We start from the raw sequence: 26,164 nt of genomic DNA on the forward strand, positions 1-26,164 counted from the left end.
GCTTGAACTCACGGCTAAACTTCCTTCGTTGCATCGATGCTCTCCGTTCGATGAAAACACCTTATCTCGGTGTCCATCAAACCGGCAGCACCTCAGTCCTGCGATCCTCCGGCGGCCCAGCTTAGCTTTCCTTAGGGAGTTTATCCCAAGCCCGCACCATCGCCATTATCTTGCGCGTCTCGGCAGATCGCGCGCCGTGCTTCATGGCGTTGCAATTGCCAGCCGGGGCGCCGCTGCCCCTGCCCTCTCTATTCTTGCCGCCCCCGTGCATCCGGCATCTTTTCGCCCCCTTCACCGCTGGCGACTGGCAAGGCTTGCCAGATCGGGTCCGGGCCAGGCAGCGCGGCGCTTTAGCCAGCCGGGCCTCCAGCGGTTCCATCGGGTGCATAGGGTTGTTCGCTTGATTGTTCATTTTGTTGGCCCCCCGTTTGCTCGCCCGCATGGTGGTGGAATTGATCGGCAATCACCGCCTGCCCGCCCTGATTGACGTGAACGTGGCGCACGGTCTGTTCGCGCGGGGCGTGTAGCTTGGCCAGAGCCTCCAGCGTGGCGCGGCTAGCCCAGCCGCCGCAAACCGGCGTTCAGCGTGTTCTCGCTCATAGGCCGCGCGCGGGTGCGCACCGATGGGAACACATAGCCCGCCGGTCCCGTCACCGCCTGCACCTCTTTGAACAGCGCCACGGCCTGACTGGACAGCGGGACATGGTGGGCCTTGCGCATCTTCATCTTTTCCGCCGGAATGATCCAGAGCGCGCCCTCCAGATCAAACTCGCCCCATTCGGCATGGCGCAATTCGCCGGGGCGCACGAAAACATGCGGGGCAATCTGCAAGGCCAGCTTGGTCAGACCCAACCCCTCATAGCCATCAATCGCGCGCAGCAACGCGCCCACCTTCTTGGCCTCTAGGATCGCGCCATAATGCGTCACCTTGGGAGCGGTCAGCGCGCCTTTCAGATCGCGGGTAGGATCAGAGCGCAGGCGGGCGGTCGCCACGGCATAGCGAAAGACCATGCTGGCCAGTTGCAGGGTCCGGCGGGCGCTCTCCAGATTGCCCTTGCCTTCAATCTTACGGACGGCGCCCAGAATGTCGGCTGGCTCAATCTCGGCAATCGGCATCTTGCCGATGGAAGGGTTCAAAAGGCTCAACAGATACTCGCTGCGTGTGGCGGTGGCGGGCGACCATGCCTTATCCCCATCCCGCTTGCGCTTGCCGCAATACTCGCCCGATATGGCCTGAAACGTGTTGTCGGCCTCCACACGCGATTGCAGTTTCGCCCGCTGCTTTTCCCGCGAAGGGTCTTTGCCAGCGGCCACTAGCGCGCGTGCCTCATCGCGCCGCTTGCGCGCATCGCTAAGGCTGATTTCGGGATAGGCCCCGATGGAGAGCAATTTCTCCTTGCCATCCACCCGATATTTCAACCGCCAGAGTTTGCCCCCGGCAGGCGTGATATAGAGGAACAGCCCGCCGCTATCGCCCATCTTGACCGGCTTTGCTCCCGGCTTGGCATTTCGGATCGCAACATCAGTAAGCGCCATTGGCAAAACCCCAGCAAACCGGGGCGATACCCCCGGAATACCCCCACAAGAGGGGGTATCGAATTGGCCTTTGGCGAATACCCCCCCAGATATACCCCCAACAGCGGGTGACTGTTAGCGAACGGGAACAAACGCGGCTGGCCGGTTTATGCTGAAATATCGCGGATTTCCGGGCTTTGTCCAGACGTCTGCGAACGTGTATGGTTTGGAAAGTGGAGCGGGTAGCGGGAATCGAACCCGCCTGACTAGCTTGGAAGGCTAGGACATTACCACTATGCTATACCCGCTCATGGGCGCGCCGCACTTGGGCTGGCGCTGTGGTGCGGACGCGCTTGCCATGCGGGCGCGGCGCCGTCAAGCGCCTGCGCCGATGCAAAACATCAATGGCCGGGGAAATCCATGATCGGGCGCACCGCAACCCCCGCCGCGCGCAGCCGCTCGGCGCCGCCAAGGTCGGGCAGGTCGATGACGAAAAGCGCCTCGTCCACCACCGCGCCCGCGCGGCGCAGCAGGGTCAGCGCGGCGCAGGCGGTGCCGCCGGTCGCGATCAGATCGTCAACGATGACCACCTTCTGGCTCTGCGCCACCGCGCCGGGATCGACCTCCAGCGTGTCGGTGCCATATTCCAGCGCATAATCGATGGCCAGCACCGGTACGGGCAGCTTGCCCGGCTTGCGCACGGGGATGAAGGGCAGACCCAGCCGGGCGGCCACCGCCGCGCCAAAGATGAAGCCGCGCGCCTCAAGGCCCGCGATCGCCTGCGCGCCCGCTTCTGCCGCGCGGTCGGCCAACAAGGCAACGCTGGCGGCAAAGCCCTCACCATGGCCGATCAAGGTGGTGATGTCGCGGAACAGGATGCCCGGCTTGGGAAAATCGGGGATCGAGCGGACGAGCGATTTCATGTCGTCAGGTGTCATGGGCAGTGTCATGACCCGGCCCTATAGACCGATTTGGCGACATGAAAAAGTCATTTGCCTCCAAAACGAAAGCGCCCCCCGCATCGCGTGATGCAGGGGGCGCCTTCATTTCCATCTAGGAAAGGCTTAGTGCCCCTTCTTCTCCGCCCAGACGGTGCGATAGGCCATATAGGCCAGCACCGTGGCGAAGATCAGGAAACCAAGCACCGGCCAACCGGTCTGGTGGCGCTTCTCCAGCTTGGGTTCGGCGGTCCACACGAGGAAGGCTGAGACGTCCTGCGCCATCTGGTCGACGCTCGCCTTGGTGCCGTCCTTATAGCTCACCTGACCATCCGACACGAGCGGCTGAGGCATGGCGATGTTCAGGTTGGCGAAGTACGGGTTGAAGAACAAGCCGTCAGGCGTCTTGGCATCGGGGAACTTCTTGAGCAGTTCCTCGCCCTTTTCGTTCTTATATCCCGCCTGATCGGCATAGCCGGTCAGCAGCGAGTAGATATAGGCCGCCCCGCCATGACGCGCCTTGGCGATCAGCGAGAGGTCGGGCGGGCTGCCCGCGCCGCCATAGACGACCGGCGGGAAGTGGTCCTTGAGCGCGCCCGGGTGCTGCTTCACCTCGCCGGTGGCGGGGTTATATTCGGGCACCTGCGCCTTGGCGGCAATCGCCTTCACTTCGGCTTCGTTATAGCCCAGCTCGCGCAGGTCGCCATAGGACACCTGCTTGATCGCATGACACGTCGCGCAGACCTCGGAATAGACCTGAAAGCCGCGCTGAAGCTGCTGACGGTCGAATTTGCCGAAGGCCCCGTCCGAAGACAGGCTCAGCGCCTTGGGGTGCTGATGGAATTCGGCCTCGACCGTCTTGGCGGGCGGCTCGGAAATATAGGCCACGGTGCCCTTGCCCGCCGACCACAACAGGGCCAGCGAGAAGAAGGCGCCCACGAGCATGGAAAAGATACGGATCATGATGTCTCTCTATCCTCGCTCGCTTATTCGGCCGGGGCCGCAGAGGGAGCCAAAGCGGCGGCTTCATCGGCCCCCAGCACGGCTTCGGTGATCGAGAAAGGCAGCGGCAGCGGCTTTTCCGTCATCGAGACGAGCGGCAGGATGATGAAGAAGTGGGCGAAGTAATAGAGCGCCGCGATCTGGCTGATGATCACATAGGGCTCTTCGGCCGGCGAACCGCCGCAATAGCCCAGCACCGCCACGTCAATCACCAGCAGCCAGAAGAACTTGCGGAAGGTCGGGCGGAAATGGCCCGAACGCACCGGCGACTTGTCCAGCCAGGGCAGCAGGAACCACACCAGAATCGAGCTGAACATCGCCAGCACGCCCATCAGCTTGGCCGGGAAGAACAGGAAGTTCTGGGTAAAGGCGCGCAGGATCGCGTAGAAGGGCCAGAAATACCATTCCGGCACGATATGCGCAGGCGTCTGCATCGGGTTGGCCGGAATGTAATTGTCCGGGTGGCCCAGCGCGTTGGGCGCAAAGAACAGCATCGCGCAATAGAAGATCAGGAACACGCCCAGGCCGAACCCGTCCTTGGCGGTGTAATAGGGGTGGAACGGCACGGTGTCCGATTCCTGCTTCACCTCAACGCCCGTCGGGTTGGTCGAACCGGGGATATGCAGCGCCCAGATATGCAGGATCACCACGCCCAGAATGACGAAGGGCAGCAGAAAGTGCAGCGAGAAGAAGCGGTTAAGCGCGGCCTGATCGGGCGCAAACCCGCCCAGCAGCCAGGTCTGGATCGGCTCGCCCACCAGTGGGATCGCGCCGAACAGGCCGGTGATCACCTTCGCGCCCCAATAGGACATCTGACCCCAGGGCAGCACATAGCCCATGAAGGCGGTGGCCATCATCAGCAGGAAGATGGCAACGCCGAGCAACCAGATCATCTCGCGCGGGGCCTTGTATGACCCGTAGAAAAAGCCGCGGAAAATATGGAAATAGACCACGACAAAGAAGGCCGAGGCGCCATTGGCATGGCCATAGCGCAGCATCCAGCCCCAGTTGACATCGCGCATGATATGTTCGGTCGAATTGAAGGCCACGCCCGTGTTGGCCGCATAATGCATGGCCAGCACGACGCCCGTCACAATCTGGATCACCAGACAGAAACCGGCCAGAACGCCGAAATTATACATATAGTTCAGGTTGCGCGGCACCGGATAACCGGCCCCGATCGCATTATAGACAAAGCGCGGCAAAGGCAGCTTTTCGTCCAGCCACACCATCGCCGGGTGGCTCGGCTTATATTCATTCGCCCATGGAAAGCTCATCGCGTCTTCCTCACCCGATCTTCACGACAGTGTCGCTGGTAAATTCATAAGGCGGCACCTCGAGATTCTTCGGGGCCGGACCCTTGCGGATGCGCGCGGCAGTGTCATAGGTCGAGCCATGGCAGGGGCAGAAATAGCCCCCGAACTCGCCCTTCACCTCGCCCTCGCCCGCGCCCAGCGGCACGCAGCCCAGATGGGTGCAGACGCCCATGGTGATGAGCCACTCTTCCTTGCCCTTCTTGGTGCGGTCCTCAAGGCTTTGCGGATCGCGCAAGGATGCCACGTCCACCTTCTTCGCTTCGGCGATTTCAACCGGCGTCAACCGGCGCACAAACACCGGCTGCTTGTGAAACACCGCCTTGATCGCCTGTCCGGGCTGGATCGAGCCGATGTCGATCTCGGTCGAGCTTTCGGCCAGCACGTCAGCCGAGGGGGCCATCTGGCTGATCAGGGGCACCAGAACGCTGGCTGCGCCAACGCCTGCCGCACCCGTGGCAGCCACATAGATGAAGTCCCGCCGACGCACCCCCTGCGCCGTATCGTTGGGACTTTCAGCAACAGCAGTTTCTGTCATGTTTGACCCTTGCCTTGCACCAATGGTCCATGCGGGCCGCAGGACCGAAAAAACGAATGAACATCATCGCGATCACAGCATAAAGCTGCAATACGGTATCGTCAGGAATCTTCTCCCCCGCGATCCGTGTGGTTTGTCCCATACGGTCACCGGCTTTTTTGGTTTTGATAAACATCAAAACCAGTGCTGCCAATGGCCTTTTTCTTTGACCTTTTGTCTCAACCCCGCCCGATCAGCGCGATCTGGCGGCCATAGTCGGCCTCGCCCGCATGGGTGGCGCGGCGAAAGGAATAGAATCGGTCGGCATCGGCATAGGTGTCCAGCCCCAGCCCCTCAACCGCGCCGACGCCATATTCCGCCAGTCGATCAGCGACATAGGCTTCGAGCGCGAATTGATAATGCCCCTCGCGCCCGGCCATAAAGAAACGCTCGTGGCGCGCGGCCTGCGCCAGGAAGCGCGCACGAAAAGCCTCGTCCACCTCATAGGATTTTTGTGCGATGCAAGGCCCGATGGCGGCCGCAATTCTTTCGCGCCGCGCGCCCAAGGCCTCCATCGCATCGACCGTGGCCTCGCAAACACCCGTAAAGGCGCCCTTCCACCCGGCATGGGCCGCGCCCACCACGCCAGCCTCGCTATCGGCAAACAGCACCGGCGCGCAATCGGCCGTCAGCACGCCCAACACAATCCCGCGCCGGTCGGTCACCAGCGCATCGGCATGGGGGCGCTCGGCATCCGCCCATTCCTGCGCCACCACACAGAGCGCCGAATGCACCTGATAGCATGTCGCCAAAAACGCACCGGGCAGCACGCTATCGGCCGCCAGCCGCCGGTTTTGCGCCACCGCCGCCGGATCATCCGCACTGCCCAGGCCAACATTCAGCCCCGCCACCGCGCCCACCGACACGCCCCCGCGCCGCCCGAGAAACCCGTGCGGCACCGCGCCCAAGGCGGCGGCTTTGATGACCTCAACCAAGGCTCTTGCTCACCTGTTCAAACACATCCTTCGACAGGCCGGGCGTGGCCAGAATCCGCTCCAACTGCGCCTTCATCAAAGCGCTGCGCCCCGCCTCCACCCGCCGCCAGCGGCCCAGCGAGGGCACGAAACGCGCTGCCGTCTGGGCATTGATCGGGTCAAGCGCGAGGATGAGGTCCCCGATCAGACGATAGCCCTCGCCCCCCGCATCATGGAAGCCTGCCGGATTGACCGCCAGCGCCATATACAGCGCCCGCGCCCGGTTGGGATTGTGGATGGTGAAATCAGGATGCCCGGCCAGCGCCTTCACATGATCCAGCACATCGGGATGCAGCGATCCGGCCTGAAGCGAGAACCACTTGTCGATCACCAGCGCATTGCCCTCGTGCCGCTTGTGGAAGTCGGCCAGCTTTTCCTCGCGCAGCGGACTGTCCAATCCGCACAGCACCATCAGCGCGCCCTGACGGTCGGTCATGTTGGTGGCGGCATCATATTGCGCGGCGGCGCGCGGGGCGGCGTCGGCCCCCTGCGCTGCGGCCAGATAGACAAGCGCCTGCGTCTTGACCTTGCGCGCGCCCTTGGCCGCCGCGTCCAGCCCGAAAGGCACCGCGCTCGCCCGGTCATGCAGCGCGGCAAAGGCCTCGCCCAATTCGCGGCCCAACCATGCCTTCAAGCCCTCGCGCTCGCCATGCAGCAGGCCCGGATCAACCACCGGCAATTGCTCGGCCAGATAGGCATAGGGCGGCAGGATCAGAAGTTCGCCGCGCATCAGATCGTCGATGGCGGGATCGTTCAGGATCGCCAGCACCGCCGCGCCAATCGCCGCACGCTCGGCGGCGCGGCGCTCCTCGTCCATCGCGCCCGAAGCGGCCGCGACCAGATGGCGCACCATCAGGCTCTGCATCGCCTCATAGCGGGCAAAGGGATCATCATCATGCGCGGCCAGAAACACCAGATCATCCAGACTCGTGTCCGCCTCGATGGTCACCGGCGCGGAAAAGCCCCGGTTTATGGACAGCACCGGGCGCGTGGGCCAGCCGGAGAAGCGATGCTCCTCCTGCGCGGCGGTCATCACGATCAGCTCCTCGCCGCGATGCGCGCCCGTGGCCGGATCAAACAGCGCAAGGCGCAGCGGGATCGGCACCGGCAATTTGTCCGGCTGCCCCGGCGTGGGCGGCACTTGCTGGCTCAGGCGCAGCACCGCCTCCTCGCCCTCATGGGTAAAGCTGATCCCCACGCGCGGCGTCCCGGCCTGCGCATACCACAGGCGGAATTGCGTGAGGTCCAGCCCCGCGCCTTCCTCAATCGCCCGGATGAAATCCTCACACGTCGCCGCCTCGCCATCGTGGCGCGCGAAATAGAGGTCGGTGCCTTTGCGGAAACGCTCTGCCCCGGCCATCACCCGCATCATGCGGATCACCTCGGCGCCCTTGTTATAAACGGTCGCGGTATAGAAATTGCTGATTTCCTGATAGGAATCGGGCCGGATCGGATGGGCCAAAGGCCCGCTGTCTTCAGGGAACTGGGCGCTGCGCAAAATCCGCACATCCTCGATGCGCTTGACCGGCTCGGACCCCATATCCGCGCTGAACATCTGATCGCGCAGCACGGTAAAGCCTTCTTTCAGGCTCAGTTGGAACCAGTCGCGACAGGTGATGCGATTGCCCGACCAGTTGTGGAAATATTCATGGCCGATCACGCCTTCCACCGCGTCATAATCGCCATCGGTCGCCGTATCCGGATCGGCCAGAACATAGCGGGTGTTGAAGACGTTGAGCCCCTTGTTCTCCATCGCCCCCATGTTGAAATCGGACACGGCCACGATGTTGAACAGATCAAGGTCATAGGCACGGCCAAAGACCTCCTCGTCCCATTTCATCGAGTTGATCAGGCTGCGCATCGCATGATCGGTCCGCCCCTCATCGCCCTTGCGGGTATAGATGTTGAGCGTGACCTCGCGCCCCTCCATCGTGGTGAAATGGTCGGTCGTGGCCACCAGATCGCCCGCCACCAAGGCAAACAGATAGGACGGCTTGGGCCATGGATCGTGCCATTCGGCCCAATGGTTGCCATCGCCGCAATCGCCCTGCGCCACCGGATTGCCGTTGCACAGCAGGATCGGGAAAGCCTCGCGGCTGCCCTCCATCCGCACGCGATAGATGCTCAGCACATCGGGGCGGTCGGGGTGAAAGGCGATGCGGCGAAAGCCTTCGGCCTCGCATTGCGTGCAAAGCATCCCGCCCGAGGCGTAAAGGCCCATCAACTGGCTGTTGGCGGCGGGGTGAATCGCGGTTTCCACCACGATCTCATGATTGTCGTCGGCCAGATCGATCAGCAGATCGTCCCCCTCCATCCGCCAGTCATTGCGCACCACCTCGTCCACCTCGACCAGCAAGGCGGTCAGCCCGTCGCCCTTCAGGCGGATCGTCTGATCGCCCTGCTCGGCGGGATTGCGGCGTACGGACAATTGCGCGCGCACCCGCGTTTCCTCAAGCCCGAGGCGAAATTCCAGATCGACCTGCGGCACCAGCCATGCAGGCGGCAGATAATCCTCGCGGCGGATCACGGCGGGCTGGTTCGCAAAGGGGGCGGATTGGGTGAGTACGGCATCCATCATGCCTTCCTTATTAGGCCAAGCCTTTCCGAATGCCAGTATTTCCGATTAACCGCATTTCCGATTATGGTTCCGCGCATGAAAACCATGCTGATCTTTGGTCTGGGCTACACCGCCCGCGCAATCACCCGCCGTCTGGCCGCTGACGGATGGCATATCGAGGCGACGGGCCGCGCCGGAACGCTCGATTTCGCCGATGAGGATGGGGTGCGCGCGGCGCTTGCCCGCGCCGATGCGGTTTTGTCCAGCGTGCCACCAGCCGAAGAGGTGGACCCCGTGCTGGCGCGCTATGGCGCAGACTTGGCCGGGATCGGCTGGCTGGGCTATCTCTCCTCCACCGGGGTCTATGGCGATTGCGGCGGGGCATGGGTCGATGAAAGCGCCCCCGTGGTCGGGCTGGGCGGATCGGGCCGCCGCGCCGCGCGCGCGCTGGCCGATGCGGCATGGCTGGATCGCGGGGCGCGGGTGCTGCGGCTGCCGGGGATATACGGGCCGGGCCGATCCGCCTTCGACCGCCTTCGCAAGGGCCGCGCCCACCGCGTCGACCTGCCCGATCAGATCTTCAGCCGCATCCATGTCGAGGATATCGCAGGCGCCGCCCATGCCGCCCTGTCCGCCCCGCCCGGCGCCTATAATATCGCCGACGATATGCCCGCGCCCCAAAACGCCGTCATCGAGGAAGCCTGCCGCATCTCCGGCCTCCCCCTGCCCCCCCTGCTGGCCGAGCAGGACGTGCCCCCCGCCTCACGCGCCTTCTATGCCGAGAACCGCCGCGTGGCCAATGGCAAGGCCCGGCGGGTTTTAGGGTGGCGGCCCCGATTTGCCGATTATCGCGCGGGGTTGCGGGGGATTTGGGAGGAGGAAAAATAGATTTCCGGCGAGCGTTTTTGCCTCCGGCGGGCAAAGGGACTTGTCCCTTTGCAATCCCGTTATTGTATAGGGTGTGCCACAGGTTCGGCGTTTTTGTGTCGGACGCACTGTTAGGGGTTTGAAAGCCTGCGGCGCCTGCCTATCCGCGCCGCAGGCTTTCTATTTCATCGGGCGCGTCCGACACCTGAGGCCGCCGCCCAAACGCAACGCATACAGTAACGTGAGCGCGAGGGACGAGCCCCTCGCATCTTCATCCTTCCTTCCTCACAACCCCCGCAAAGCCTTGGCCAAAGCCATCACTTCCCCCTCATCGCTGTTCCACGCAGTCACGAAACGCGCCGCCGTCTCATCCCAGTCATAAAACGCGAATCCGGCCTCACGCAAAGCCGCCCTTTCCGCCGCCGAGAGCGCCACGAAGACCTCATTGGCCTCCACCGGATGGATCAGCCGCCCCGCTGCCGCCGCCGCGATTTCGCCTGCCGCCGCATTGGCATGGCGGGCATTGTCCAGCCACAGGTCGCCTTTGAGCATGGCAAGGATCTGCGCCGCCAAATAGCGCCCCTTGGATTGCAGATGCCCGGCGCGCTTGCGGTTAAAGCGGGTGACCTCGATCATGTCGGGGGCGAAGAAGACCAGCGCCTCGGCCCCCATCCCGCCGTTTTTGACAAAGCCGAAAGAGAGCGCCTCGACCCCGCCCTCGCAACTGGCCGCGGCGGGCGAGCATCCCAGATACGCCACCGCATTGGCAAAGCGCGCACCGTCCATATGGAAACGCAGCCCCTTTTCCCGCGCGAAGGCGCCCATCGCCGCCACCTCGCCGGGCGTATAGACGCATCCCGCCTCGCTGGCCTGCGTGATGGACAGGGCGGTGACAGGCGTGTGCTCCACCCCCACGCCCACCCTGGCCAGCCGCGCGCGGGCGGTCTCGGGCGTCATTTTCGCATGATCCCCGCCCGCCAGAATCAGCTTGGCCCCATGCGTGAAGAACCCCGGCGCCCCGCATTCGTCCCGCTCGATATGGGCCAGTTCGTGGCACAACACAGCCTCGTAGGGTCGCACCATCGCCGCCAGAGCGAGGCAATTGGCCGCCGTCCCGCTGGCCACCCACATCGCGGCGCAGGGCCGAGCGAACAGCGCGGAAAAGGCATCATCGAGCGCAGCGCTAAAACTGTCGCCGTCATAAGGAGGCTGGGGCCCATCGGCGGCCTGCATCGCGGACCATACGGCGGGGTGAACGGGGGCGGCATTGTCGGACATGAATGGCATGGCGCGTTTGTGCGGATACCGCCGGGGCGCGTCAATACGCCGGATGGACCAGACTCCAACCCTTTGTTAGCTTTGCCCCGATATGAGAGCGGCAAAGCTAACAAAGGGTTCTGGGCAATGAAGGTTCTGGTTACGGGCGCGGCGGGTTTCATCGGCTACAGCCTTGCGGTCAAACTGCTGGCGCGCGGCGACAGCGTGATCGGCCTCGACATGGTCAACGATTATTACGACGTGACGCTGAAAGAAGCCCGCCTCGCCCGCCTGCGCGAACTGGGCGGCGCTTCAGGCAACGGGCGCTTCACCTTCGTGCGCCAGGACTTCTCGCAATACGAACCGCTCGTCGAATCGCTCAATGGCCTCGAATTCGACCGCATCGTCCATCTGGGCGCGCAGGCGGGCGTGCGTTATTCGATCACCAACCCCCACGCCTATCTGCATTCCAACCTTGCCGGGCATTTGAACATGCTGGAAATCGGGCGGCATCGCGGCGTGGAAAACATGGTCTATGCCTCATCCTCCTCGGTCTATGGCGGCAACACCAAACTGCCCTTCGCCGTCGAAGACCGCGTCGACCAGCCCATCAGCCTCTATGCCGCCACCAAAAAGGCCGACGAGCTGATGAGCGAAACCTATGCCCATCTCTACCGCCTGCCGCTGACCGGCCTGCGCTTCTTCACCGTCTATGGCCCGTGGGGCCGCCCCGACATGATGATGTGGATCTTTGCCAAGAATATCGCCGCGGGACAGCCGATCCCCGTCTTCAACAACGGCGACATGTACCGCGACTTCACCTATATCGACGACATCATCGCGGGCGTCATCGCCAGCCTCGACAACCCCGCCCCCGACGATGGCGAAGTCAAAGCCGGCGGATCGACCAAGCCCCACCGCCTCTACAACATCGGCAACCACAGTTCCGAGCACCTGATGCGCGTGGTCGAAATCCTCGAAGAACAGATCGGCAAAAAAGCCATCATCGACTTCCAGCCCATGCAGCCGGGCGACGTACGCCAGTCCTTCGCCGACATCGACGCCATCGCCCGCGACCACGGCTACGCCCCCACGACCAGCATCGACGTGGGCGTGCCCAAGTTTATCGAGTGGTATAAGGAATATCATGGGATTTAAGGGAGGTTAGGTGCCTCCGGCGGGCAAAGGGCAACAGCCCTTTGCAATCCCGTTATTGTCGGCGGGGTGTTATGAGGGCGGCGTTGTGTCTGGGGGCGAGGTGGTGGGTTTGAGGGCCGCTGCGCGGCGAAGGAATGTCGGCTAAGGGGGGGCGACCAAGCGCTGGCTGTGGCGGGGATTGGTGGCTAGCTGCCGTTGGTGCCTATCGTTTCATCGCAATTGTGCCGTGAGGCCGCGCGGAGCATTGCTCGTCCAATCACAACGATAAGGACCCCGCTGCTTCTAATAGCAAGAACCAGAATAGCCGTAGCCAAATCAGACAACGGTTGACCCGTATCCCGATTATAGCCGGATATTCCGAAGCCGAAGTGCCCAACCGCCACTAAAAGAGCACCCGCCATAAACGCGGAGCCAATCAGGACCATTATCTGCGGTATGCGCCGTGCGGGATAGAGGCTGCTCATCCGATCAGATTGCTCCCGTCGCGGAATGACCGCAAGTGGGCGCATGTTGCCATACAGACAACGGCAGTTTTAGCCCCGCCTCCGAAATGCCTTCTTTTCTTCCCGCGAAGCGGCTTAACCGTCATTCGTTACGCTGCCGCCAAAGCACGACCCCGACAATATCGGGATTGCAAAGGGCCTCCGCCCTTTGCCCGCCGGAGGCACCTTCCTCCTTAAACCCCGGAAAACCCGCACAAACACCAAAAAGGCCGCGCAAGGCATCACACCCTACGCGGCCCTTTGATGGGAAAACGCTTGGCCTAAATCAGGCCAGTTCCAGCTCCTGCGTATCGGCCAGCACGCCGCGATAGTGGCGGGCGCGCTTGAGGTGCCGGTCGCGCTTTTCCGGGTGGCGGGCGCATGCGGCCAGCAGATAGCAGCGGTCGATACGGCGGATCAGAAAATCGGCGCTCCATGCTTGTGCCATTGGACCATCTCCTGTGCTTATATCTCTACTGATGGAATAGACATAGTGTGCCGCGAATCGGCGCCCTGTTTCAACCCCCATGCGCCGGATCGAGGGTAGCTTGCGTTGACCTGAACCAAATCGCAATAAGAAAAATCTGTCCTACACAAAACCATATGGGTTATTCAGCCCGCTATCCGCAACCGCCCTGATGCATAAGGACCGATGCGGTAATTCAGGCCGGCGCCGCTGGGCCGGGATCATGGCGAAAGCGTTAATAAAGCCGTGGACCACGCCGCAAAGCGCCAACCGGAATGGACGGGCCAAGCACCGTCATGACAGGCCTTGCGAGCCCGCCTGTCATGGCCGCCCGATCCGCCGCTGGGCCGAATCGGGCTGTGAAGCAAGGCGGCTACCCGGTCATTCGCACGCGCACGCGGCCCTTTCGCGCCCGGTGTTCAAGGGCGCCCACGGTGTCGGCCTGATCCATTCAAGCCCACTGCCGCAGGCCCAAACCGCCCGCCCCGGCCAGCGGGCATTTGGCATGCCCGCGAAACACAGACGCCCAGCGGGCATTTGCCATGCCCGCCAGACGCCCGCTGAAAACGGATCTTACTTGGCGCTTTCCGCCGCCGATGCCGCATCGGCCGGAGCCGCCGCCGCATCACCCGCCGGGGCCGCTGCAGCAGGAGCCGCAGGCAGGGGCAGGTTCGAACCTTGCTGGTTCAGATAGACCATGACCGCCGCGCGATCCTCAGCCGATTCCAGACCGGCAAAGGTCATCTTGGTGCCATCGGCAAAAGCGCGCGGATTCTTCAGCCACTCGTTCATCTGGGCAAAGTCCCACTTGCCCCCCTTGGCCGACAGGCCGGCCGAGAAGGCAAAGCCCCCGCGCCCATGGCCGATTTCATCGCCAAGGATGCCATGAATATTCGGACCGATCCCATTGGGGCCGCCCGCCGTGATCGTATGGCACGATGCGCATTTGGCGAAAACCTGCGCGCCCTTGGCGGGGTCCGCCTTGGCCAGCAGCTCTTCGATCGGCGCCTCGGCGGGGCCGGATTTGGCCCCCGACACGCCTTCGATAGGAAAGCCCATGTTTTCGGGGCGGTTTTCCTTGTCGGCGCGGAAATAGTGGCCCGACAGGCTGGATAGTCCCAGCGCAACCACAGCAGAACCCAAAACCCAACCGGCAATGGTATTGAAACGACCGCTCATCAACAATGCCCCGTCCCATTATGGCTTTCGACAAAACGCCGAAACCCGTTTTGCCCTCCGGTGTAGAGAGCGTGAAACCCAAGCGCAAGGCGGATTTCATCCGCGCGCCAGTAATCCGCCCACACCCAACACAATGCCCGATACAATTCGCATCGAACAGACTATCGGCAAAGCCTACTGGCGCGAGGCGTAAAATCAGCCTAAGCGCCAGACCGCTATGCACAGCTATCCTACGCCCGCTCTGATCCAGGTCAAAGAACTGACCGCCCAAGCCGCTGAAAATCCTGCACGCGCCATTGCGTTTCAGGGCGCGCCGGGGTGCAACTCGCACCGCGCGGCGCTGGAATACGCGCCGCAATGCGCGCCTTTGCCCTGTTTCAGCTTTGAAGACGCGCTGGATGCGGTGAAAGAAGGCCGGGCCGACCGGGCCATCATCCCCATCGAAAACAGCCAGCATGGCCGCGTGGCCGATATTCATTTCCTGCTGCCCGAAAGCGGGCTGTCGATTGTGGGCGAACATTTCCTCTCGATCGAACATGCGCTGATGGCGCTGCCCGGCGCGAAGGGTCCTTTCGCCGCCGCCTATTCCCATCCGCAGGCGCTGGGCCAGTCGCGCCATTATCTGCGCGCGCGCGGTATCGTGCCCATGGCCTATGCCGACACCGCCGGGGCCGCCGCCTTTGTCAAGGAACAGGGCGATCTGGCCGCCGCCGCGATTGCGCCTGCGCTGGCAGCTTCGCTCTATGGGCTCGATATTGTCGAGTATAATGTCGAGGACGCCGCCGACAACACCACGCGCTTTGTCGTGCTGGCCCGCGCCCCGCTCGATCCCGCGACCATCGAGGGCATCGCGATGACCACGATGATCTTCGAGGTCCGCAATGTCTCGGCGGCCCTGTATAAGGCGCTGGGCGGCTTTGCCACCAACGGGGTCAACATGACCAAGCTGGAATCCTATCAAAAGGGCGCCAGCTTCTCGGCCACGATGTTCTTTGTCGATATCGTGGGCAAACCGGGCGAGGAACCGGTGGACCGGGCGCTCGAAGAAGTCGCCTTCCATTGCAAGGACCTGCGCCTGCTGGGCAGCTATGCGCAAAGTCGTCCCAGAGGCTGATCGCTTGCGCTGCGCTTGACGGCGTGTAAGAACCTGTCCGCGATGGCAATTCGGGACAGAGACGTCAGGTGAGCGCAGCGGCGTCCCAAACAGCCCATCAGGCCCAATCCGTCCATCAAGCATGGCGCGCGATCCGCGATGCGCGCGACCTGCAATTCACCCCCCTGCCCAACTGGACACCAGCGCCCACGCCCGATTGGGTCAAGGCGCTGGTCCGTTTCCTGCGCAATCTGTTCGAGCCGGTGGGCCGGGCGCTGGGCCTGTCATGGCCGATGATGGAAAAGATCCTGATCGGCCTGCTGGTGCTGGGCGTGGCCCTGCTGCTCTGGCGGATCGGGGTCGGGCTTTGGGCCATGCGCCGCCCCGCCCCCGCCGCGCCGGAGTTTCACCTCGACGCCGCCGCCGCCCGCGCCCTGCTGGACGAGGCCGATGCGCTGGCCGCGCAGGGCCGCTTTGACGAGGCGACCCACCTGCTCCTGCTGCGCAGCCTCGAACATATTGCAGCCGCCCGGCCCGGCGCCCTGATGCCCGCCAGCACCGCGCGCGAAATCGCCGCGCTGGACTTTCTCTCGGCCCCGGCCCGCGCCACCTTTGGCCGCATCGCCGCGCTGGTCGAACAGGGGCGCTATGCGCTCCACCCCCTTGGCGCGCAGGATTGGGCCACCGCCCGCGCCGCTTATGCCGACTTCGCGGCCCGCCCTCTGGCATGAGCGCCCGCAGCCCCTTTTCGCCCCTGTCGGCCCTTGCGCTGGTGCTGGCGGGCGGCGCCTTGCTGGTGGCGATGCTGTGGATGATCGGCGCGGGCGTGGCCGCGGGCGACATCAATGATGGCGGCGCGCATGGCGGCGGGCGGGGGCTCAACGGCTATGGCGCACTCTATCGCCTGCTCGAAGCGACCGGCCATGAAACCGACTATGCCCGCGACGACAATGGCCTGCGCCGCCCCGGCCTGCTGATCCTGACCCCGCCGCATTGGACGCAGGGGGCCGACATCAGCCGCATCGTCAACATCCATCGCCGCTATGGCCCGGTGCTGATTATCACTCCCAAATGGATGGCCACCGACGCCGGCACCGACCAGCCCGGCGTGCAAGGTGGCTGGGTCCGGCTGGGCGAGGCGCGCACGCCCGAATGGGAAGGCTTCCTCGATGACGTAGGCGTTGGCATCGCACCCGCCGCCGCCCCGATCACCGACGCCCATGGCATAACCGCCGCCCTGCCCTATCCGGCGCGGGTGATGGCGGGCACCGGGCGCAAGCTGGACCCCATCGTGCGCGATGCGGGCGGACGGATATTGGCCGCCACCTATCGCGGGCAAAATCTGGCGCTGATCTTTGAGCCCGATCTGGCCAATAACGCCGGGTTCACGCGCGAGGAAAACGCCCAGATCACCCTGCGCCTGATCGACGACCTGCTGCCCGAAGGCCAGCGGGGCGTGATGTTCGACCTCACGCTCAACGGCCATGCGCGCCAGCCAAACCTGCTCACGCTGGCTTTTACCCCGCCCTATCTGGCGGCCACGCTGGCGCTGATTCTGGCCGGGGTGGCGGTCTTGTGGCGGGCCTATGCGCGCTTTGGCCCGCCCTTGGCCCCGGCGCGCGACATCGCCTTTGGCAAGCGGGCGCTGGCGGAAAATTCAGCCGGGCTGATCGCGCGGGCGCGGCGGTTCCATCTGCTGCCCGCGCCCTATGCCGATGCGGCGCGGGGGCGGATCGCGGCGGCGCTGGGCCTTGCCCCCCATGGCGACCCGGCCGGAATCGACGCCGCCATCGAGCGCGCCCTTTTGGCCCGCGCCCCAGACCTCAGCTATACCGCCGCCAGCGCCGCCCTGCGCGCCGCGCGGCGCCCATCCGAAATCCTGCGCGCCGCGCGCCAGTTGCACACCATCGAAAGGTTATTGACCCGATGAGCCAAGCCCTCTCCCTTTCCGCCCTCTCGGATCTGGCCGGGGCCATCCGCGAGAGGATCGCGCAAGCGGTGGTCGGACAGGTCGATGCGGTCGATCATCTGCTGGTGGCGCTGTTCGCGCGGGGCCATGTCCTGCTCGAAGGCCCGCCCGGCACCGCCAAGACGCTGCTGGCCCAGAGTTTCGCCGCCACGCTTGGCCTGCAATTCGGGCGCATTCAGTTCACCCCCGATCTGATGCCGGGCGATATTCTCGGCTCCAACCTGTTCAATTTCCAGACCAGCCAGTTCACCCTGACGCGCGGCCCGATCTTTTGCGACCTGCTGCTGGGTGATGAAATCAACCGCACCCCGCCCAAGACCCAGGCAGCCCTGCTCGAAGCCATGCAGGAGCGGCGGGTGACGCTGGACGGGACGGCGCATCGCCTGCCCGATCACTTCATGGTGGTGGCCACGCAAAACCCCATCGAATCCCAAGGCGTCTATCCCCTGCCCGAGGCGCAGCTCGACCGCTTCCTGTTCAAGCTGACCATCCCCTATCCCGATGCGCAGGAGGAGGCGCGGATCATCGCCCGCTATGGCGCGCAGATGCCGGCGGCCGATATTGTCCCCGTGCTTTCGGCCGACCAATTGGCCGCCGCCGATGCGACCGTGGCGGGCATCACGCTGGCCCAGCCTTTGGTAGATTATATCGTCCGCCTGATCCGCGCCACGCGCGAAAGCGCCGACCTGTCCTGCGGCGCAAGCCCGCGCGCGGGCGTGCTGCTGGCCCATGCGGCGCGGGCGCGCGCGGCGCTGGGGGGCCGAGATTATGTGCTGCCCGATGATGTGAAGGCGCTGGCCCCCGCCGTGCTGCGCCACCGCCTGCTGCTGTCGCCCGCCGCCGAGATCGAGGGCAGGCAGGCCGAGGGACTGGTAGCCGAGATCATTGCCCGGACCGAGGCGCCGCGCTGAGGTGATCCGTCGCCTCGCCCCCGGATTGCGGATGATGGCCGCCCTGATGCGCCCCGGCGTGGCGCCCGCGCCGCGCTGCGTGTGGGCGCTGGTCGCGCTGGGGCCGGTGGCGGTGGTGCTGGCGGGGTTTGTTCCGGCCCTGTGGATTGCCGCGCCCTTGCTGGGCCTGTTGCTGCTGGCGCTGGTGCTGGTTGACGGGGCGCTGGCCGGGCGGCTGGAGGAGGCCGATGTCATCGCCCCCGCGCAGGCAGAGATCGGCCAAAGCGCTGTCATCACCATCCGCGCCCGCCTGTCGCGCCCCGCAAGGATGGAGGCCGCCCTCGCTCTCGACCCGCGCCTTGCGCCGGGGGGCAAGCTGAGCGCCACCCTGACCGGCGAGGAGGCGCAGGCCCCTTTCACCCCCAGCCGCCGGTGCCATGGCGCGATCAACACGCTCTGGCTGCGCTGGCGCGGACCGCTGGGCCTGGCCATGCGGATCGAGCGACATGAGGTCGATGCCTCGGTGCGGGTGCTGCCTTCGGTGGCGGCGCTGCGCGGGCCCGCGATGCAGACCTATCTGCGCGACGCCTCGCTGGGCCTGATCGCGCGGCGGCTGCGCGGCGAGGGGCAGATGTTCGAAACGCTGACCGAATATCAGCCCGGCATGGACCGCCGCCGCATTGACTGGAAAGTCTCGGCCCGCCACGCCCATCTCTATGCCAAGGAATATGAGGTCGAGCGCAACAATCCCATCGTGCTGGCGATGGATTGCGGGGCGGCGATGTGCGAGCCGGTGGCGGGCCTGCCAAGGCTCGACCGGGCGGTCAGCGCGGCGCTGCAAATGGCATGGGTCGCGCTCAAAGCGGGCGACCGGGTCTCGCTTTTCGGCTTTGCCGCGCGGGTGATCGTCTCCACGCCCTTTGTGGCTGACACGCGCGATTTCCATGCCTTGCGCAGCGCGGCGGCCGATCTGGATTACACTGCGCGCGAGGCCAATTTCACGTTGGCCCTGTCCACACTTGCCCAACAACTGGCGCGGCGCTCGCTCATCGTGGTCTTTTCCGAATTTGCCGATCCCACCAGCGCCGAGCTGATGATCGAATCGATCGGGCGGCTGATCGCGCGCCATCGGGTGCTGTTCGTCTGCCTGCGCGATGAGGAACTCGAAACGCTGGCGGGGGGCGAGGTGGTCGATATGGAGGCGCTGGGCGGATCGGTGGCGGCCAGCGCCCTGCTGCGCCAGCGCGAATGGGTGCTGATGCGGCTGCGCGCGATGGGGGTCGATGTGGTTGAGGCCGCGCATGACGCGGTGGGCGCCCGCCTGATCGACGCCTATATGGCCATCCGCAGCCGGGGAGGGATCGGATGAGAAACTGGATCACCCGTTTTCGCGCAAGGCCCGCGCAGGCCCAACCGGCCCCGCCCGCGACCCTGCGCTCCGACCGTTTCCGCCAGGCGCGCGAGGGCGACTGGCGGCGGCTGGAGGCCATCGTCACCGCGGTGGAGAAAGGGCGGCTGCGGCGGCTGTCGGATGCCGATCTGCTCGATCTGCCGGTGCTGTATCGCCAATTGGCCTCCAGCCTTGCCGTGGCGCGCGAAACCAGCCTCGATGCCGCAGCCCTCGCCTATCTGGAGGCGCTGGCGCAAAGGGCATGGTTCATCACCTATGGCCCGCGTGAGAATTTCCGGGGCTGGTTCATGGGCTTCATCCTTGGCGGGTGGAGCCGGGCGGTGCGCGCGATCCGCTTTGACATCGGAATCGCGCTGGCGCTGATGGTGGCGGGCGTAATGGCGGGGTGGATGATGGTGGCCCATGATCCCTCGCTCTATGCGATGCTGGCCGGGCAAGACCCGCAGCGCAACCCCGGCGCATCGGCCAAGCAGTTGCGCGACACCCTGTTTGGCGGACAGGATCAGGACGCGCTGGCCGCCTTTGCCGCCTATCTGTTCGGCCATAATGCCCAGATCGCCATCCTGTGCTTCGCGCTGGGCTTTGCCATCGGCCTGCCCAGCGTGCTGCTGCTGCTGCAAAACAGCGGGATGCTGGGCGCGATGCTCTGGCTGTTTCACGGCAAGGGGCTGCTGCTCGACTTTTCGGCATGGATCGCAATCCATGGCACGACGGAATTATTCGCCATCCTGCTGGCCGGGGCGGGCGGCATCCATATCGGGCGCGCCATTGCCTTTCCGGGCGAGTTCTCGGTGATGGCCAGCACGGCGGCGGCAGGGCGGCGGACCGCGCCGGTGATGCTGGGCGTGGTGCTGATGCTGCTGGTGGCCGGGATGCTCGAAGGGTTTGCGCGGCAATTGATCGATGCGACGCCGCAAAGGCTCCTCGTCGGGGGTTTTATGCTGACCTTCTGGCTGGTCTATTTCTTTGTGTTTGGTGCGCGCAAATGAGCCCCCAGAGCCACTTGCGGCCCGATCAGCGCGAGATCGTCACGCCCGAGGGGCTGACCCTGCGCCTCACGCTGGCGGGGCGCTCGGCGCGGCTGGGGGCGCTGGCGGTGGATCTGGCCTGTATCGGGGCGATCCTGCTGGGGGCGGTGCTGGCGCTGGTCTATACGCAATCGGGGCTGGGCCAGTGGACGAAGCGGCCCGATGCCCGCCATGCCGCGCAATTCCTCTTCATCCTGTGGACCGCGCTGATGTTTCTGCTGCGCAATGGCTGGTTCCTGATCTTTGAACTGGGGCCGCGCGGGGCGACACCGGGCAAACGCATGCTGGGCCTGCGGATCGCCGCACGCGATGGGGCGCGGCTGACCACGGAAATGGTGCTGGCGCGCAATCTGCTGCGCGATATCGAGATCTTTCTGCCGATGATCGCGGTGTTTTCCGCGCTGGGCAGTTCTATGGCGGGCGGCCCATCGGCGGGCATGGTCAATTGGGCGGCGGCGGGGTGGTTTCTGCTTTTTGCGCTGTTCCCCCTGTTCAACCGCGACCGCCTGCGCGCGGGCGACATGATCGCGGGGACTTGGGTGGTCGAGGCCCCCCGTGCCCGGCTGGAACAGGCGCTGAGCGCCAAACCGGACGCGCATGAGGCCCCGCCCGACTATGCCTTTGGCCCGGCCGAACTGGCCGTCTATGGCGAATATGAATTGCAGACGCTGGAACGGGTTCTGCGCGAGGGGCACCATGATGCGATGGAGGCGGTGGCCCATGCGATCTGCGCCAAAATCGGCTGGAACGCGCCGCAGGGCGAAGAGGTCCGCCGCTTCCTCGACGCCTATTACACCGCGCTGCGGGCGCGGCTCGAACAGGGCCTGCGCTTTGGCCGGCGCAAGATGGACAAATTTGACGGAGCAGGGCGATGAACATCCGCGAAGATAACCTGAGCGGGCCGGAAATCGCCCGATTGCTGACCTGGCATCTCGATCAGATGCAACGCTGGTCGCCCGCCGACAAGGTCCATGCGATGCCCATCGAGCGGCTGCGCGCGAGCGATGTCACTTTCTATTCGGCATGGGTGGATGGGGAACTGGCCGGATGCGGGGCGATCCGGCATCTGGATGCGACGCGCGGCGAATTGAAATCCATGCGCGTGGCGCCCGACTATCTGGGGCGCGGCATCGGGCGGGCCATCCTGCACCACCTGATCGAGGTGGCGCGCGGGCGCGGATACCGGCAGGTCCTGCTGGAAACCGGCAAGCCCGATGCCTTTATCCCGGCGCGGCGCTTGTATGAGAGCGAGGGCTTTTCCGAATGCCCCGCCTTTGCCGGATACACCACCGACGATTACAGCCTGTGCATGAGCCGGGATCTGTAATCACCTCTTCGCATTTGCGGCGCAGGGCCAATGCGCTATAGGGCCAGAACAAAGGAGTTGCCCCCATGTCCTCAGTCCGTCCCTGGCGTGATATCGCCCGCCGTCAAAGCCGTCAGATCATGGTCGGCAAGGTTCCCATCGGCGGCGATGCGCCCATCGCGGTCCAGACTATGACCAACACGCTGACCAGCGATGCGGTGGCCACGATCGACCAGATCCGGCGTTGCGAAGAAGCGGGCGCCGATATCGTGCGCGTGTCCTGCCCCGATGTCGAATCAACGGCGGCCTTCAAGCAGATCGCGCGCGCCTCGCGCGTGCCTTTGGTGGCCGACATCCATTTCCATTATAAGCGCGCGCTGGAAGCGGCGGATGCGGGCGCGGCCTGTCTGCGCATCAATCCCGGCAATATCGGCGGGTCGGACCGCGTGGCCGAAGTGGTGCGCGCGGCCAAGGCCAACGGCTGCTCGATCCGCATCGGCGTGAACGCAGGGTCTTTGGAAAAGGACCTGCTGGAAAAATATGGCGAGCCCTGCCCCGAAGCGCTGATCGAATCCGCGCTCGACCATATCAAGCTGCTTCAGGACCACGACTTCCACGAATATAAGGTGGCGGTGAAGGCTTCGGACGTGTTCCTTGCCGTCAGCGCCTATATGGGGCTGGCCGATGCGGTCGATTGCCCGCTGCATCTGGGCATCACCGAGGCGGGCGGCCTGATCGGCGGCACCGTGAAAAGCGCCATCGGCATGGGCAACCTGCTGTGGGCCGGGATCGGCGACACGATCCGCGTTTCGCTCTCGGCCCCGCCCGAGGAAGAAGTGCGCGTCGGCTTTGAGATCCTCAAGTCGCTGGGCCTGCGCACGCGCGGCGTGCGGGTGGTTTCGTGCCCCTCCTGCGCGCGTCAGGGCTTTGACGTCATCAAGACCGTCGAGGCGCTGGAAACCCGCCTCAGCCACATCAAGACCCCGCTCTCGCTCTCGGTGCTGGGCTGCGTGGTCAATGGGCCGGGCGAAGCGCGAGAGACCGACATCGGCCTGACGGGCGGCGGTAATGGCAAGCATATGGTCTATCTCTCGGGCGTGACCGACCACACGGTGCAGAGCGAGGATATGCTCGAACATATCGTCAAGCTGGTCGAGGCCAAGGCGGCCGAGATCGAAGCGGCGCAGGTGGAAACCGAAGCGGCGGAATGACCATTCGTTTCCCCGTTCGCGTTGCGTCGGCCATCATGGCGGCGGCCGCTCTGGCCGCCACCCCAGTCTTTGCCAAAGAGAAGTTTGACGAAGCAGGGTATAAAGCCGCGATTGCCAAGGCCGAGAACGGGGATGCGGACGTCGATTATGGCTGGCTCCGCAAGCAGGCGACCGCGGCTTCGGGATTTTTCGGCAGCAATTGGGAAACGCGGCAAAAAGCCGAGGAACTTTATCAGCAGGAGCCGGACAAGGCACTGGCGCTTGCCAAGGCCCGAATGGCGCAGGACTGGACCGATTTTCTGCCGCATATGATGGCCGCCCACATCCATCGCACGCTTGAACAGCCCGCCGAGGCGGAACGGCAAAACCGGATCGCCATGGGGCTGCTGCGCTCCATCACCGGAGGGCATAAGGGCACCTCGGCCGAGGACGCGTTCGACGCCGTGAATGTGCCCGAGGAATATCGCACCCTGATGACCATGGGGCTGATACCGGAGCGGCAGGCGCTGGTGCCCAAGGACGGGCACAATTTTGACGTATTCACGATCAAGGCCCGCGAGGGCAAACCGGCGCGCGAGGTGTGGTTCAACATCGACGCGTTCTTTGGGAAACAATTCTAAATCAACCTGACCGCGATTGGCGCCTTGGCCCGTGATCGGCAAAGGGGCAGCGTGAGGTCGTGGGCGGAGCGAGGGTCTTATGAAGCTTGGATATATGGCACGTTGGGCACTCTGGCCGCTGCTGGCCTTTACGGTCTTCATGGCGCTTTCGCCCAATCCGCCTCAGATGCCGATTGACCGTATGGGCGACAAATTCACCCATATGACCGCCTTTGCCGTGCTGACATTGATGGCGCGGATAGCCTATCCGGCGATGCCCGCCATGCGCCTGCTGGAACGTATGGCGCTGTTTGGCGCGCTGATCGAGGTGTTTCAGGCGATCCCGGAACTGCACCGTGATTGCGACTGGCGCGATTGGGTGGCCGATATGGTGGCAACATCGGCCATGCTCGCCCTCACTGGCCTGACCGGCCGCTTTAGAGCATCTTCAAGATGACCGAAAACGGGCATCGGCCCGGATGGGCATAAAGAAAGGGCGGCGCCAACCGGCACCGCCCTTCTTTTTTGTGACCTCAGCGATCAGAAGAAGCCAAGCTTCTTCGGGCTGTAGCTGACCAGCAGGTTCTTGGTCTGCTGATAGTGGTCCAGCATCATGCGGTGGGTTTCGCGGCCGATGCCCGACTGCTTGTAACCACCGAAAGCGGCATGGGCAGGATAGGCGTGGTAGCAGTTGGTCCACACGCGGCCCGCCTGAATGGCGCGGCCAAAGCGGTAGCAGGTGTTGATGTCGCGGCTCCACACGCCCGCGCCAAGGCCGAACATCGTATCATTGGCGATGGCCAGAGCTTCCTCGGGGGTCTTAAAGGTGGTGGTCGAGACCACCGGACCAAAGATTTCCTCCTGGAAGATGCGCATCTTGTTGTGGCCCTTGAACACGGTGGGCTTGACGTAATAGCCACCGGCCAAGTCGCCGCCCAGTTGGCCTGCTTCGCCGCCGATCAAGACTTCTGCGCCTTCGTCACGGCCTATGCCGATATAGCGCAGGATCTTTTCCTGCTGCTCCTGGCTGGCCTGCGCGCCGATCATGGTGGCCATGTCGAGCGGACTGCCCTGTACGATGGCTTCGACGCGCTTGAGGGCGCGTTCCATGAACTGATCGTAGATGGATTCCTGGATCAGGGCGCGCGACGGGCAGGTGCAGACTTCACCCTGATTGAGCGCGAACATCACGAAGCCTTCGATCGCCTTGTCGAAGAAGTCATCATCGGCATTGCAGACGTCGGCGAAGAAGATGTTGGGCGACTTGCCGCCCAGCTCCAGCGTGACCGGAATCAGGTTTTCCGAGGCATATTGCATGATCAGGCGGCCGGTGCTGGTTTCACCGGTGAACGCGATCTTGGCAATGCGCTTGGACTGCGCCAACGGCTTGCCAGCTTCAAGGCCGAAGCCGTTGACGACATTGAGCACGCCAGCGGGCAGGATATCCCCGATCAGATCCATCAGCACGAGGATCGAGGCCGGGGTCTGCTCGGCCGGCTTGAGCACGATACAGTTGCCAGCGGCCAGCGCAGGTGCCACCTTCCAGGCAGCCATCAGCAGCGGGAAGTTCCACGGAATGATCTGGCCCACGACGCCCAGCGGCTCGTGGAAGTGATAGGCGGCGGTGTCATGGTCGATCTCGCCGATGCTGCCTTCCTGAGCGCGGATGCAACCTGCGAAATAGCGGAAATGGTCGATCGCCAGCGGAACATCAGCCGCCATGGTTTCGCGGATCGGCTTGCCATTGTCCCACGTCTCGGCGGTGGCGAGCAGGGCAAGGTTCTGCTCCATCACATCGGCAACCTTGAGCAGGATGCGCGAACGTTCGGCAGGCGAGGTCTGGCCCCAGGCGTCCTTGGCGGCATGAGCGGCATCGAGCGCCAGTTCGATGTCCTCGGCATCCGACCGAGCGATCTGACACACCACCTTACCGTTGATCGGCGAGATATTGTCAAAATAGCGACCCGCGCGCGGGGCTACCCACTTGCCGCCGATGAAATTCTCATACTTGGCGGGAAACGGCGCTACTGCGCCAAGGCGATCGGCCGATACGGCGTCCATCTTGCAAGCTCCTCTCGATTCACCAGCATCGGGCGCTGGGACTACGAGGGAGGTTTTCACCAATTGTCAGACAGACGAAATTGGCCATTGGGATAAGGGCGCCAAGATTGATAATATTCCAAACACTTCAGACGCAACAAACCCCTCAAGGCCTGCCCTGAGGGGTTTGTTATACGGCCCTTCAGGCCGCCATTATGAATGGGTTTAATCAGCCCCCCAACCGCAGACAATAATGCCTGGCGACGACCTACTCTTCCAACGCTTGAGCGTTAGTACCATTGGCGCGGTCAGGTTTCACGGCCGAGTTCGAG

General features: G+C 64.2%; 26 protein-coding genes and 1 tRNA gene. 13 read left to right on the plus strand and 14 right to left on the minus strand.

Annotated elements, in window-relative coordinates:
• Positions 1 to 121 precede the first annotated feature (121 nt).
• The 10 genes from GGR38_RS24615 to pepN all read right to left on the minus strand — a co-directional run bounded on the left by GGR38_RS24615 (position 122) and on the right by pepN (position 8,894).
• Entirely contained in the window at positions 122 to 442 is a 321-nt protein-coding gene (locus GGR38_RS24615) for an HGGxSTG domain-containing protein (protein WP_425497044.1), read from the minus strand.
• Positions 443 to 555: 113 nt separating this feature from the next.
• Positions 556 to 1,536 carry a tyrosine-type recombinase/integrase gene (locus GGR38_RS05905; protein WP_183623659.1) on the minus strand — a complete coding sequence of 327 codons (981 nt, stop codon included), beginning with the start codon at positions 1,534 to 1,536 and terminating at the stop codon, positions 556 to 558.
• A gap of 213 nt (positions 1,537 to 1,749) precedes the next feature.
• Positions 1,750 to 1,823: transfer RNA gene (locus GGR38_RS05910), tRNA-Gly, on the minus strand.
• 93 nt (positions 1,824 to 1,916) lie between these two features.
• Complete coding sequence (locus tag GGR38_RS05915) at positions 1,917 to 2,453, minus strand: adenine phosphoribosyltransferase (protein WP_183624069.1); 537 nt, start codon at positions 2,451 to 2,453, stop codon at positions 1,917 to 1,919.
• A 126-nt stretch (positions 2,454 to 2,579) separates the two neighbouring features.
• A complete protein-coding gene (locus GGR38_RS05920; protein ID WP_183623661.1) occupies positions 2,580 to 3,416 on the minus strand; it encodes a cytochrome c1 in 837 nt (278 codons plus the stop codon).
• A gap of 23 nt (positions 3,417 to 3,439) precedes the next feature.
• Positions 3,440 to 4,732, minus strand: a complete 1,293-nt coding sequence (locus tag GGR38_RS05925) for a cytochrome b (protein WP_183623663.1) — start codon at positions 4,730 to 4,732, stop codon at positions 3,440 to 3,442.
• A 10-nt stretch (positions 4,733 to 4,742) separates the two neighbouring features.
• Positions 4,743 to 5,306 (minus strand): ubiquinol-cytochrome c reductase iron-sulfur subunit, encoded by a 564-nt coding sequence (gene petA, locus GGR38_RS05930; RefSeq protein WP_168603044.1) that lies wholly within the window; start codon positions 5,304 to 5,306, stop codon positions 4,743 to 4,745.
• Positions 5,284 to 5,499, minus strand: coding sequence for a hypothetical protein (locus GGR38_RS05935; protein ID WP_172339412.1), 216 nt, complete (start codon positions 5,497 to 5,499; stop codon positions 5,284 to 5,286). The genes petA and GGR38_RS05935 overlap by 23 nt, the downstream gene beginning before the upstream one ends.
• Positions 5,500 to 5,524: 25 nt before the next feature.
• On the minus strand, positions 5,525 to 6,280 hold the full coding sequence (gene pgeF / locus GGR38_RS05940; protein ID WP_183623664.1) for a peptidoglycan editing factor PgeF: 756 nt from the start codon (positions 6,278 to 6,280) through the stop codon (positions 5,525 to 5,527).
• A complete protein-coding gene (gene pepN / locus GGR38_RS05945; protein WP_246404275.1) occupies positions 6,273 to 8,894 on the minus strand; it encodes an aminopeptidase N in 2,622 nt (873 codons plus the stop codon). The genes pgeF and pepN overlap by 8 nt, the downstream gene beginning before the upstream one ends.
• Positions 8,895 to 8,972: 78 nt before the next feature.
• Here pepN and GGR38_RS05950 point away from each other — a divergent pair, with 78 nt between their 5' ends.
• Positions 8,973 to 9,764 carry a Rossmann-fold NAD(P)-binding domain-containing protein gene (locus tag GGR38_RS05950; protein WP_183623666.1) on the plus strand — a complete coding sequence of 264 codons (792 nt, stop codon included), beginning with the start codon at positions 8,973 to 8,975 and terminating at the stop codon, positions 9,762 to 9,764.
• A 264-nt stretch (positions 9,765 to 10,028) separates the two neighbouring features.
• Here GGR38_RS05950 and GGR38_RS05955 read toward each other — a convergent pair whose 3' ends face one another.
• A complete protein-coding gene (locus GGR38_RS05955; RefSeq protein ID WP_183623667.1) occupies positions 10,029 to 11,030 on the minus strand; it encodes a threonine aldolase family protein in 1,002 nt (333 codons plus the stop codon).
• Positions 11,031 to 11,147: 117 nt separating this feature from the next.
• Here GGR38_RS05955 and GGR38_RS05960 point away from each other — a divergent pair, with 117 nt between their 5' ends.
• The gene (locus GGR38_RS05960; RefSeq protein WP_183623668.1) at positions 11,148 to 12,158 is read left to right on the plus strand and encodes a GDP-mannose 4,6-dehydratase; all 1,011 of its coding nucleotides are present in this window, start codon (positions 11,148 to 11,150) and stop codon (positions 12,156 to 12,158) included.
• Between the two features lie 768 nt (positions 12,159 to 12,926).
• Here the strand turns inward: GGR38_RS05960 and GGR38_RS05965 are convergent.
• Entirely contained in the window at positions 12,927 to 13,088 is a 162-nt protein-coding gene (locus GGR38_RS05965; RefSeq protein ID WP_183623670.1) for a hypothetical protein, read from the minus strand.
• 591 nt (positions 13,089 to 13,679) lie between these two features.
• Positions 13,680 to 14,285, minus strand: a complete 606-nt coding sequence (locus tag GGR38_RS05970) for a c-type cytochrome (protein ID WP_172339405.1) — start codon at positions 14,283 to 14,285, stop codon at positions 13,680 to 13,682.
• 217 nt (positions 14,286 to 14,502) lie between these two features.
• Here GGR38_RS05970 and GGR38_RS05975 point away from each other — a divergent pair, with 217 nt between their 5' ends.
• The 11 genes from GGR38_RS05975 to GGR38_RS06025 all read left to right on the plus strand — a co-directional run bounded on the left by GGR38_RS05975 (position 14,503) and on the right by GGR38_RS06025 (position 24,249).
• Complete coding sequence (locus tag GGR38_RS05975; protein WP_183623671.1) at positions 14,503 to 15,399, plus strand: prephenate dehydratase; 897 nt, start codon at positions 14,503 to 14,505, stop codon at positions 15,397 to 15,399.
• A 68-nt stretch (positions 15,400 to 15,467) separates the two neighbouring features.
• On the plus strand, positions 15,468 to 16,109 hold the full coding sequence (locus GGR38_RS05980) for a hypothetical protein (RefSeq protein ID WP_183623673.1): 642 nt from the start codon (positions 15,468 to 15,470) through the stop codon (positions 16,107 to 16,109).
• Positions 16,106 to 17,308, plus strand: coding sequence for a DUF4350 domain-containing protein (locus GGR38_RS05985; RefSeq protein WP_183623675.1), 1,203 nt, complete (start codon positions 16,106 to 16,108; stop codon positions 17,306 to 17,308). The genes GGR38_RS05980 and GGR38_RS05985 overlap by 4 nt, the downstream gene beginning before the upstream one ends.
• Positions 17,305 to 18,258, plus strand: a complete 954-nt coding sequence (locus tag GGR38_RS05990) for an AAA family ATPase (RefSeq protein ID WP_183623677.1) — start codon at positions 17,305 to 17,307, stop codon at positions 18,256 to 18,258. The genes GGR38_RS05985 and GGR38_RS05990 overlap by 4 nt, the downstream gene beginning before the upstream one ends.
• A gap of 1 nt (position 18,259) precedes the next feature.
• On the plus strand, positions 18,260 to 19,606 hold the full coding sequence (locus tag GGR38_RS05995) for a DUF58 domain-containing protein (protein ID WP_343059003.1): 1,347 nt from the start codon (positions 18,260 to 18,262) through the stop codon (positions 19,604 to 19,606).
• On the plus strand, positions 19,603 to 20,637 hold the full coding sequence (locus tag GGR38_RS06000) for a stage II sporulation protein M (protein ID WP_183623679.1): 1,035 nt from the start codon (positions 19,603 to 19,605) through the stop codon (positions 20,635 to 20,637). The genes GGR38_RS05995 and GGR38_RS06000 overlap by 4 nt, the downstream gene beginning before the upstream one ends.
• Positions 20,634 to 21,551 (plus strand): RDD family protein, encoded by a 918-nt coding sequence (locus tag GGR38_RS06005; protein ID WP_183623681.1) that lies wholly within the window; start codon positions 20,634 to 20,636, stop codon positions 21,549 to 21,551. The genes GGR38_RS06000 and GGR38_RS06005 overlap by 4 nt, the downstream gene beginning before the upstream one ends.
• The gene (locus GGR38_RS06010; RefSeq protein ID WP_183623683.1) at positions 21,548 to 22,003 is read left to right on the plus strand and encodes a GNAT family N-acetyltransferase; all 456 of its coding nucleotides are present in this window, start codon (positions 21,548 to 21,550) and stop codon (positions 22,001 to 22,003) included. Before GGR38_RS06005 ends, GGR38_RS06010 begins: the two co-directional genes overlap by 4 nt.
• A gap of 65 nt (positions 22,004 to 22,068) precedes the next feature.
• A complete protein-coding gene (gene ispG, locus GGR38_RS06015; protein WP_183623685.1) occupies positions 22,069 to 23,193 on the plus strand; it encodes a flavodoxin-dependent (E)-4-hydroxy-3-methylbut-2-enyl-diphosphate synthase in 1,125 nt (374 codons plus the stop codon).
• A complete protein-coding gene (locus tag GGR38_RS06020) occupies positions 23,190 to 23,813 on the plus strand; it encodes a hypothetical protein (RefSeq protein WP_183623687.1) in 624 nt (207 codons plus the stop codon). The genes ispG and GGR38_RS06020 overlap by 4 nt, the downstream gene beginning before the upstream one ends.
• Before the next feature lie 94 nt (positions 23,814 to 23,907).
• Positions 23,908 to 24,249: a VanZ family protein gene (locus GGR38_RS06025; protein ID WP_246404277.1), complete on the plus strand. Its 342-nt coding sequence runs from the start codon at positions 23,908 to 23,910 to the stop codon at positions 24,247 to 24,249.
• Between the two features lie 83 nt (positions 24,250 to 24,332).
• Here GGR38_RS06025 and adh read toward each other — a convergent pair whose 3' ends face one another.
• A complete protein-coding gene (adh, locus tag GGR38_RS06030) occupies positions 24,333 to 25,853 on the minus strand; it encodes an aldehyde dehydrogenase (RefSeq protein WP_183623691.1) in 1,521 nt (506 codons plus the stop codon).
• Between the last annotated feature and the right edge of the window lie 311 nt (positions 25,854 to 26,164).

Origin of the sequence: Novosphingobium sediminicola, assembly GCF_014196525.1 — a bacterium.
In the GTDB taxonomy this organism is placed as follows: domain Bacteria; phylum Pseudomonadota; class Alphaproteobacteria; order Sphingomonadales; family Sphingomonadaceae; genus Novosphingobium; species Novosphingobium sediminicola.

What these genes read in the sequence shown, in the direction of transcription:
- pepN (WP_246404275.1), bottom strand. Translation starts at nt 8,894, where the DNA reads ATGGATGCCGTACTCACCCAATCCGCCCCCTTTGCGAACCAGCCCGCC.
- GGR38_RS05925 (WP_183623663.1), bottom strand. Translation starts at nt 4,732, where the DNA reads ATGAGCTTTCCATGGGCGAATGAATATAAGCCGAGCCACCCGGCGATG.
- petA (WP_168603044.1), bottom strand. Translation starts at nt 5,306, where the DNA reads ATGACAGAAACTGCTGTTGCTGAAAGTCCCAACGATACGGCGCAGGGG.
- GGR38_RS05990 (WP_183623677.1), top strand. Translation starts at nt 17,305, where the DNA reads ATGAGCCAAGCCCTCTCCCTTTCCGCCCTCTCGGATCTGGCCGGGGCC.
- GGR38_RS05970 (WP_172339405.1), bottom strand. Translation starts at nt 14,285, where the DNA reads ATGAGCGGTCGTTTCAATACCATTGCCGGTTGGGTTTTGGGTTCTGCT.
- GGR38_RS06005 (WP_183623681.1), top strand. Translation starts at nt 20,634, where the DNA reads ATGAGCCCCCAGAGCCACTTGCGGCCCGATCAGCGCGAGATCGTCACG.
- GGR38_RS06020 (WP_183623687.1), top strand. Translation starts at nt 23,190, where the DNA reads ATGACCATTCGTTTCCCCGTTCGCGTTGCGTCGGCCATCATGGCGGCG.
- GGR38_RS06010 (WP_183623683.1), top strand. Translation starts at nt 21,548, where the DNA reads ATGAACATCCGCGAAGATAACCTGAGCGGGCCGGAAATCGCCCGATTG.
- adh (WP_183623691.1), bottom strand. Translation starts at nt 25,853, where the DNA reads ATGGACGCCGTATCGGCCGATCGCCTTGGCGCAGTAGCGCCGTTTCCC.
- GGR38_RS24615 (WP_425497044.1), bottom strand. Translation starts at nt 442, where the DNA reads ATGCGGGCGAGCAAACGGGGGGCCAACAAAATGAACAATCAAGCGAAC.
- GGR38_RS05905 (WP_183623659.1), bottom strand. Translation starts at nt 1,536, where the DNA reads ATGGCGCTTACTGATGTTGCGATCCGAAATGCCAAGCCGGGAGCAAAG.
- GGR38_RS06000 (WP_183623679.1), top strand. Translation starts at nt 19,603, where the DNA reads ATGAGAAACTGGATCACCCGTTTTCGCGCAAGGCCCGCGCAGGCCCAA.
- ispG (WP_183623685.1), top strand. Translation starts at nt 22,069, where the DNA reads ATGTCCTCAGTCCGTCCCTGGCGTGATATCGCCCGCCGTCAAAGCCGT.
- GGR38_RS05920 (WP_183623661.1), bottom strand. Translation starts at nt 3,416, where the DNA reads ATGATCCGTATCTTTTCCATGCTCGTGGGCGCCTTCTTCTCGCTGGCC.
- GGR38_RS05985 (WP_183623675.1), top strand. Translation starts at nt 16,106, where the DNA reads ATGAGCGCCCGCAGCCCCTTTTCGCCCCTGTCGGCCCTTGCGCTGGTG.
- GGR38_RS05975 (WP_183623671.1), top strand. Translation starts at nt 14,503, where the DNA reads ATGCACAGCTATCCTACGCCCGCTCTGATCCAGGTCAAAGAACTGACC.
- GGR38_RS05955 (WP_183623667.1), bottom strand. Translation starts at nt 11,030, where the DNA reads ATGCCATTCATGTCCGACAATGCCGCCCCCGTTCACCCCGCCGTATGG.
- GGR38_RS06025 (WP_246404277.1), top strand. Translation starts at nt 23,908, where the DNA reads ATGGCACGTTGGGCACTCTGGCCGCTGCTGGCCTTTACGGTCTTCATG.
- GGR38_RS05960 (WP_183623668.1), top strand. Translation starts at nt 11,148, where the DNA reads ATGAAGGTTCTGGTTACGGGCGCGGCGGGTTTCATCGGCTACAGCCTT.
- GGR38_RS05950 (WP_183623666.1), top strand. Translation starts at nt 8,973, where the DNA reads ATGAAAACCATGCTGATCTTTGGTCTGGGCTACACCGCCCGCGCAATC.
- GGR38_RS05915 (WP_183624069.1), bottom strand. Translation starts at nt 2,453, where the DNA reads ATGACACCTGACGACATGAAATCGCTCGTCCGCTCGATCCCCGATTTT.
- GGR38_RS05965 (WP_183623670.1), bottom strand. Translation starts at nt 13,088, where the DNA reads ATGGCACAAGCATGGAGCGCCGATTTTCTGATCCGCCGTATCGACCGC.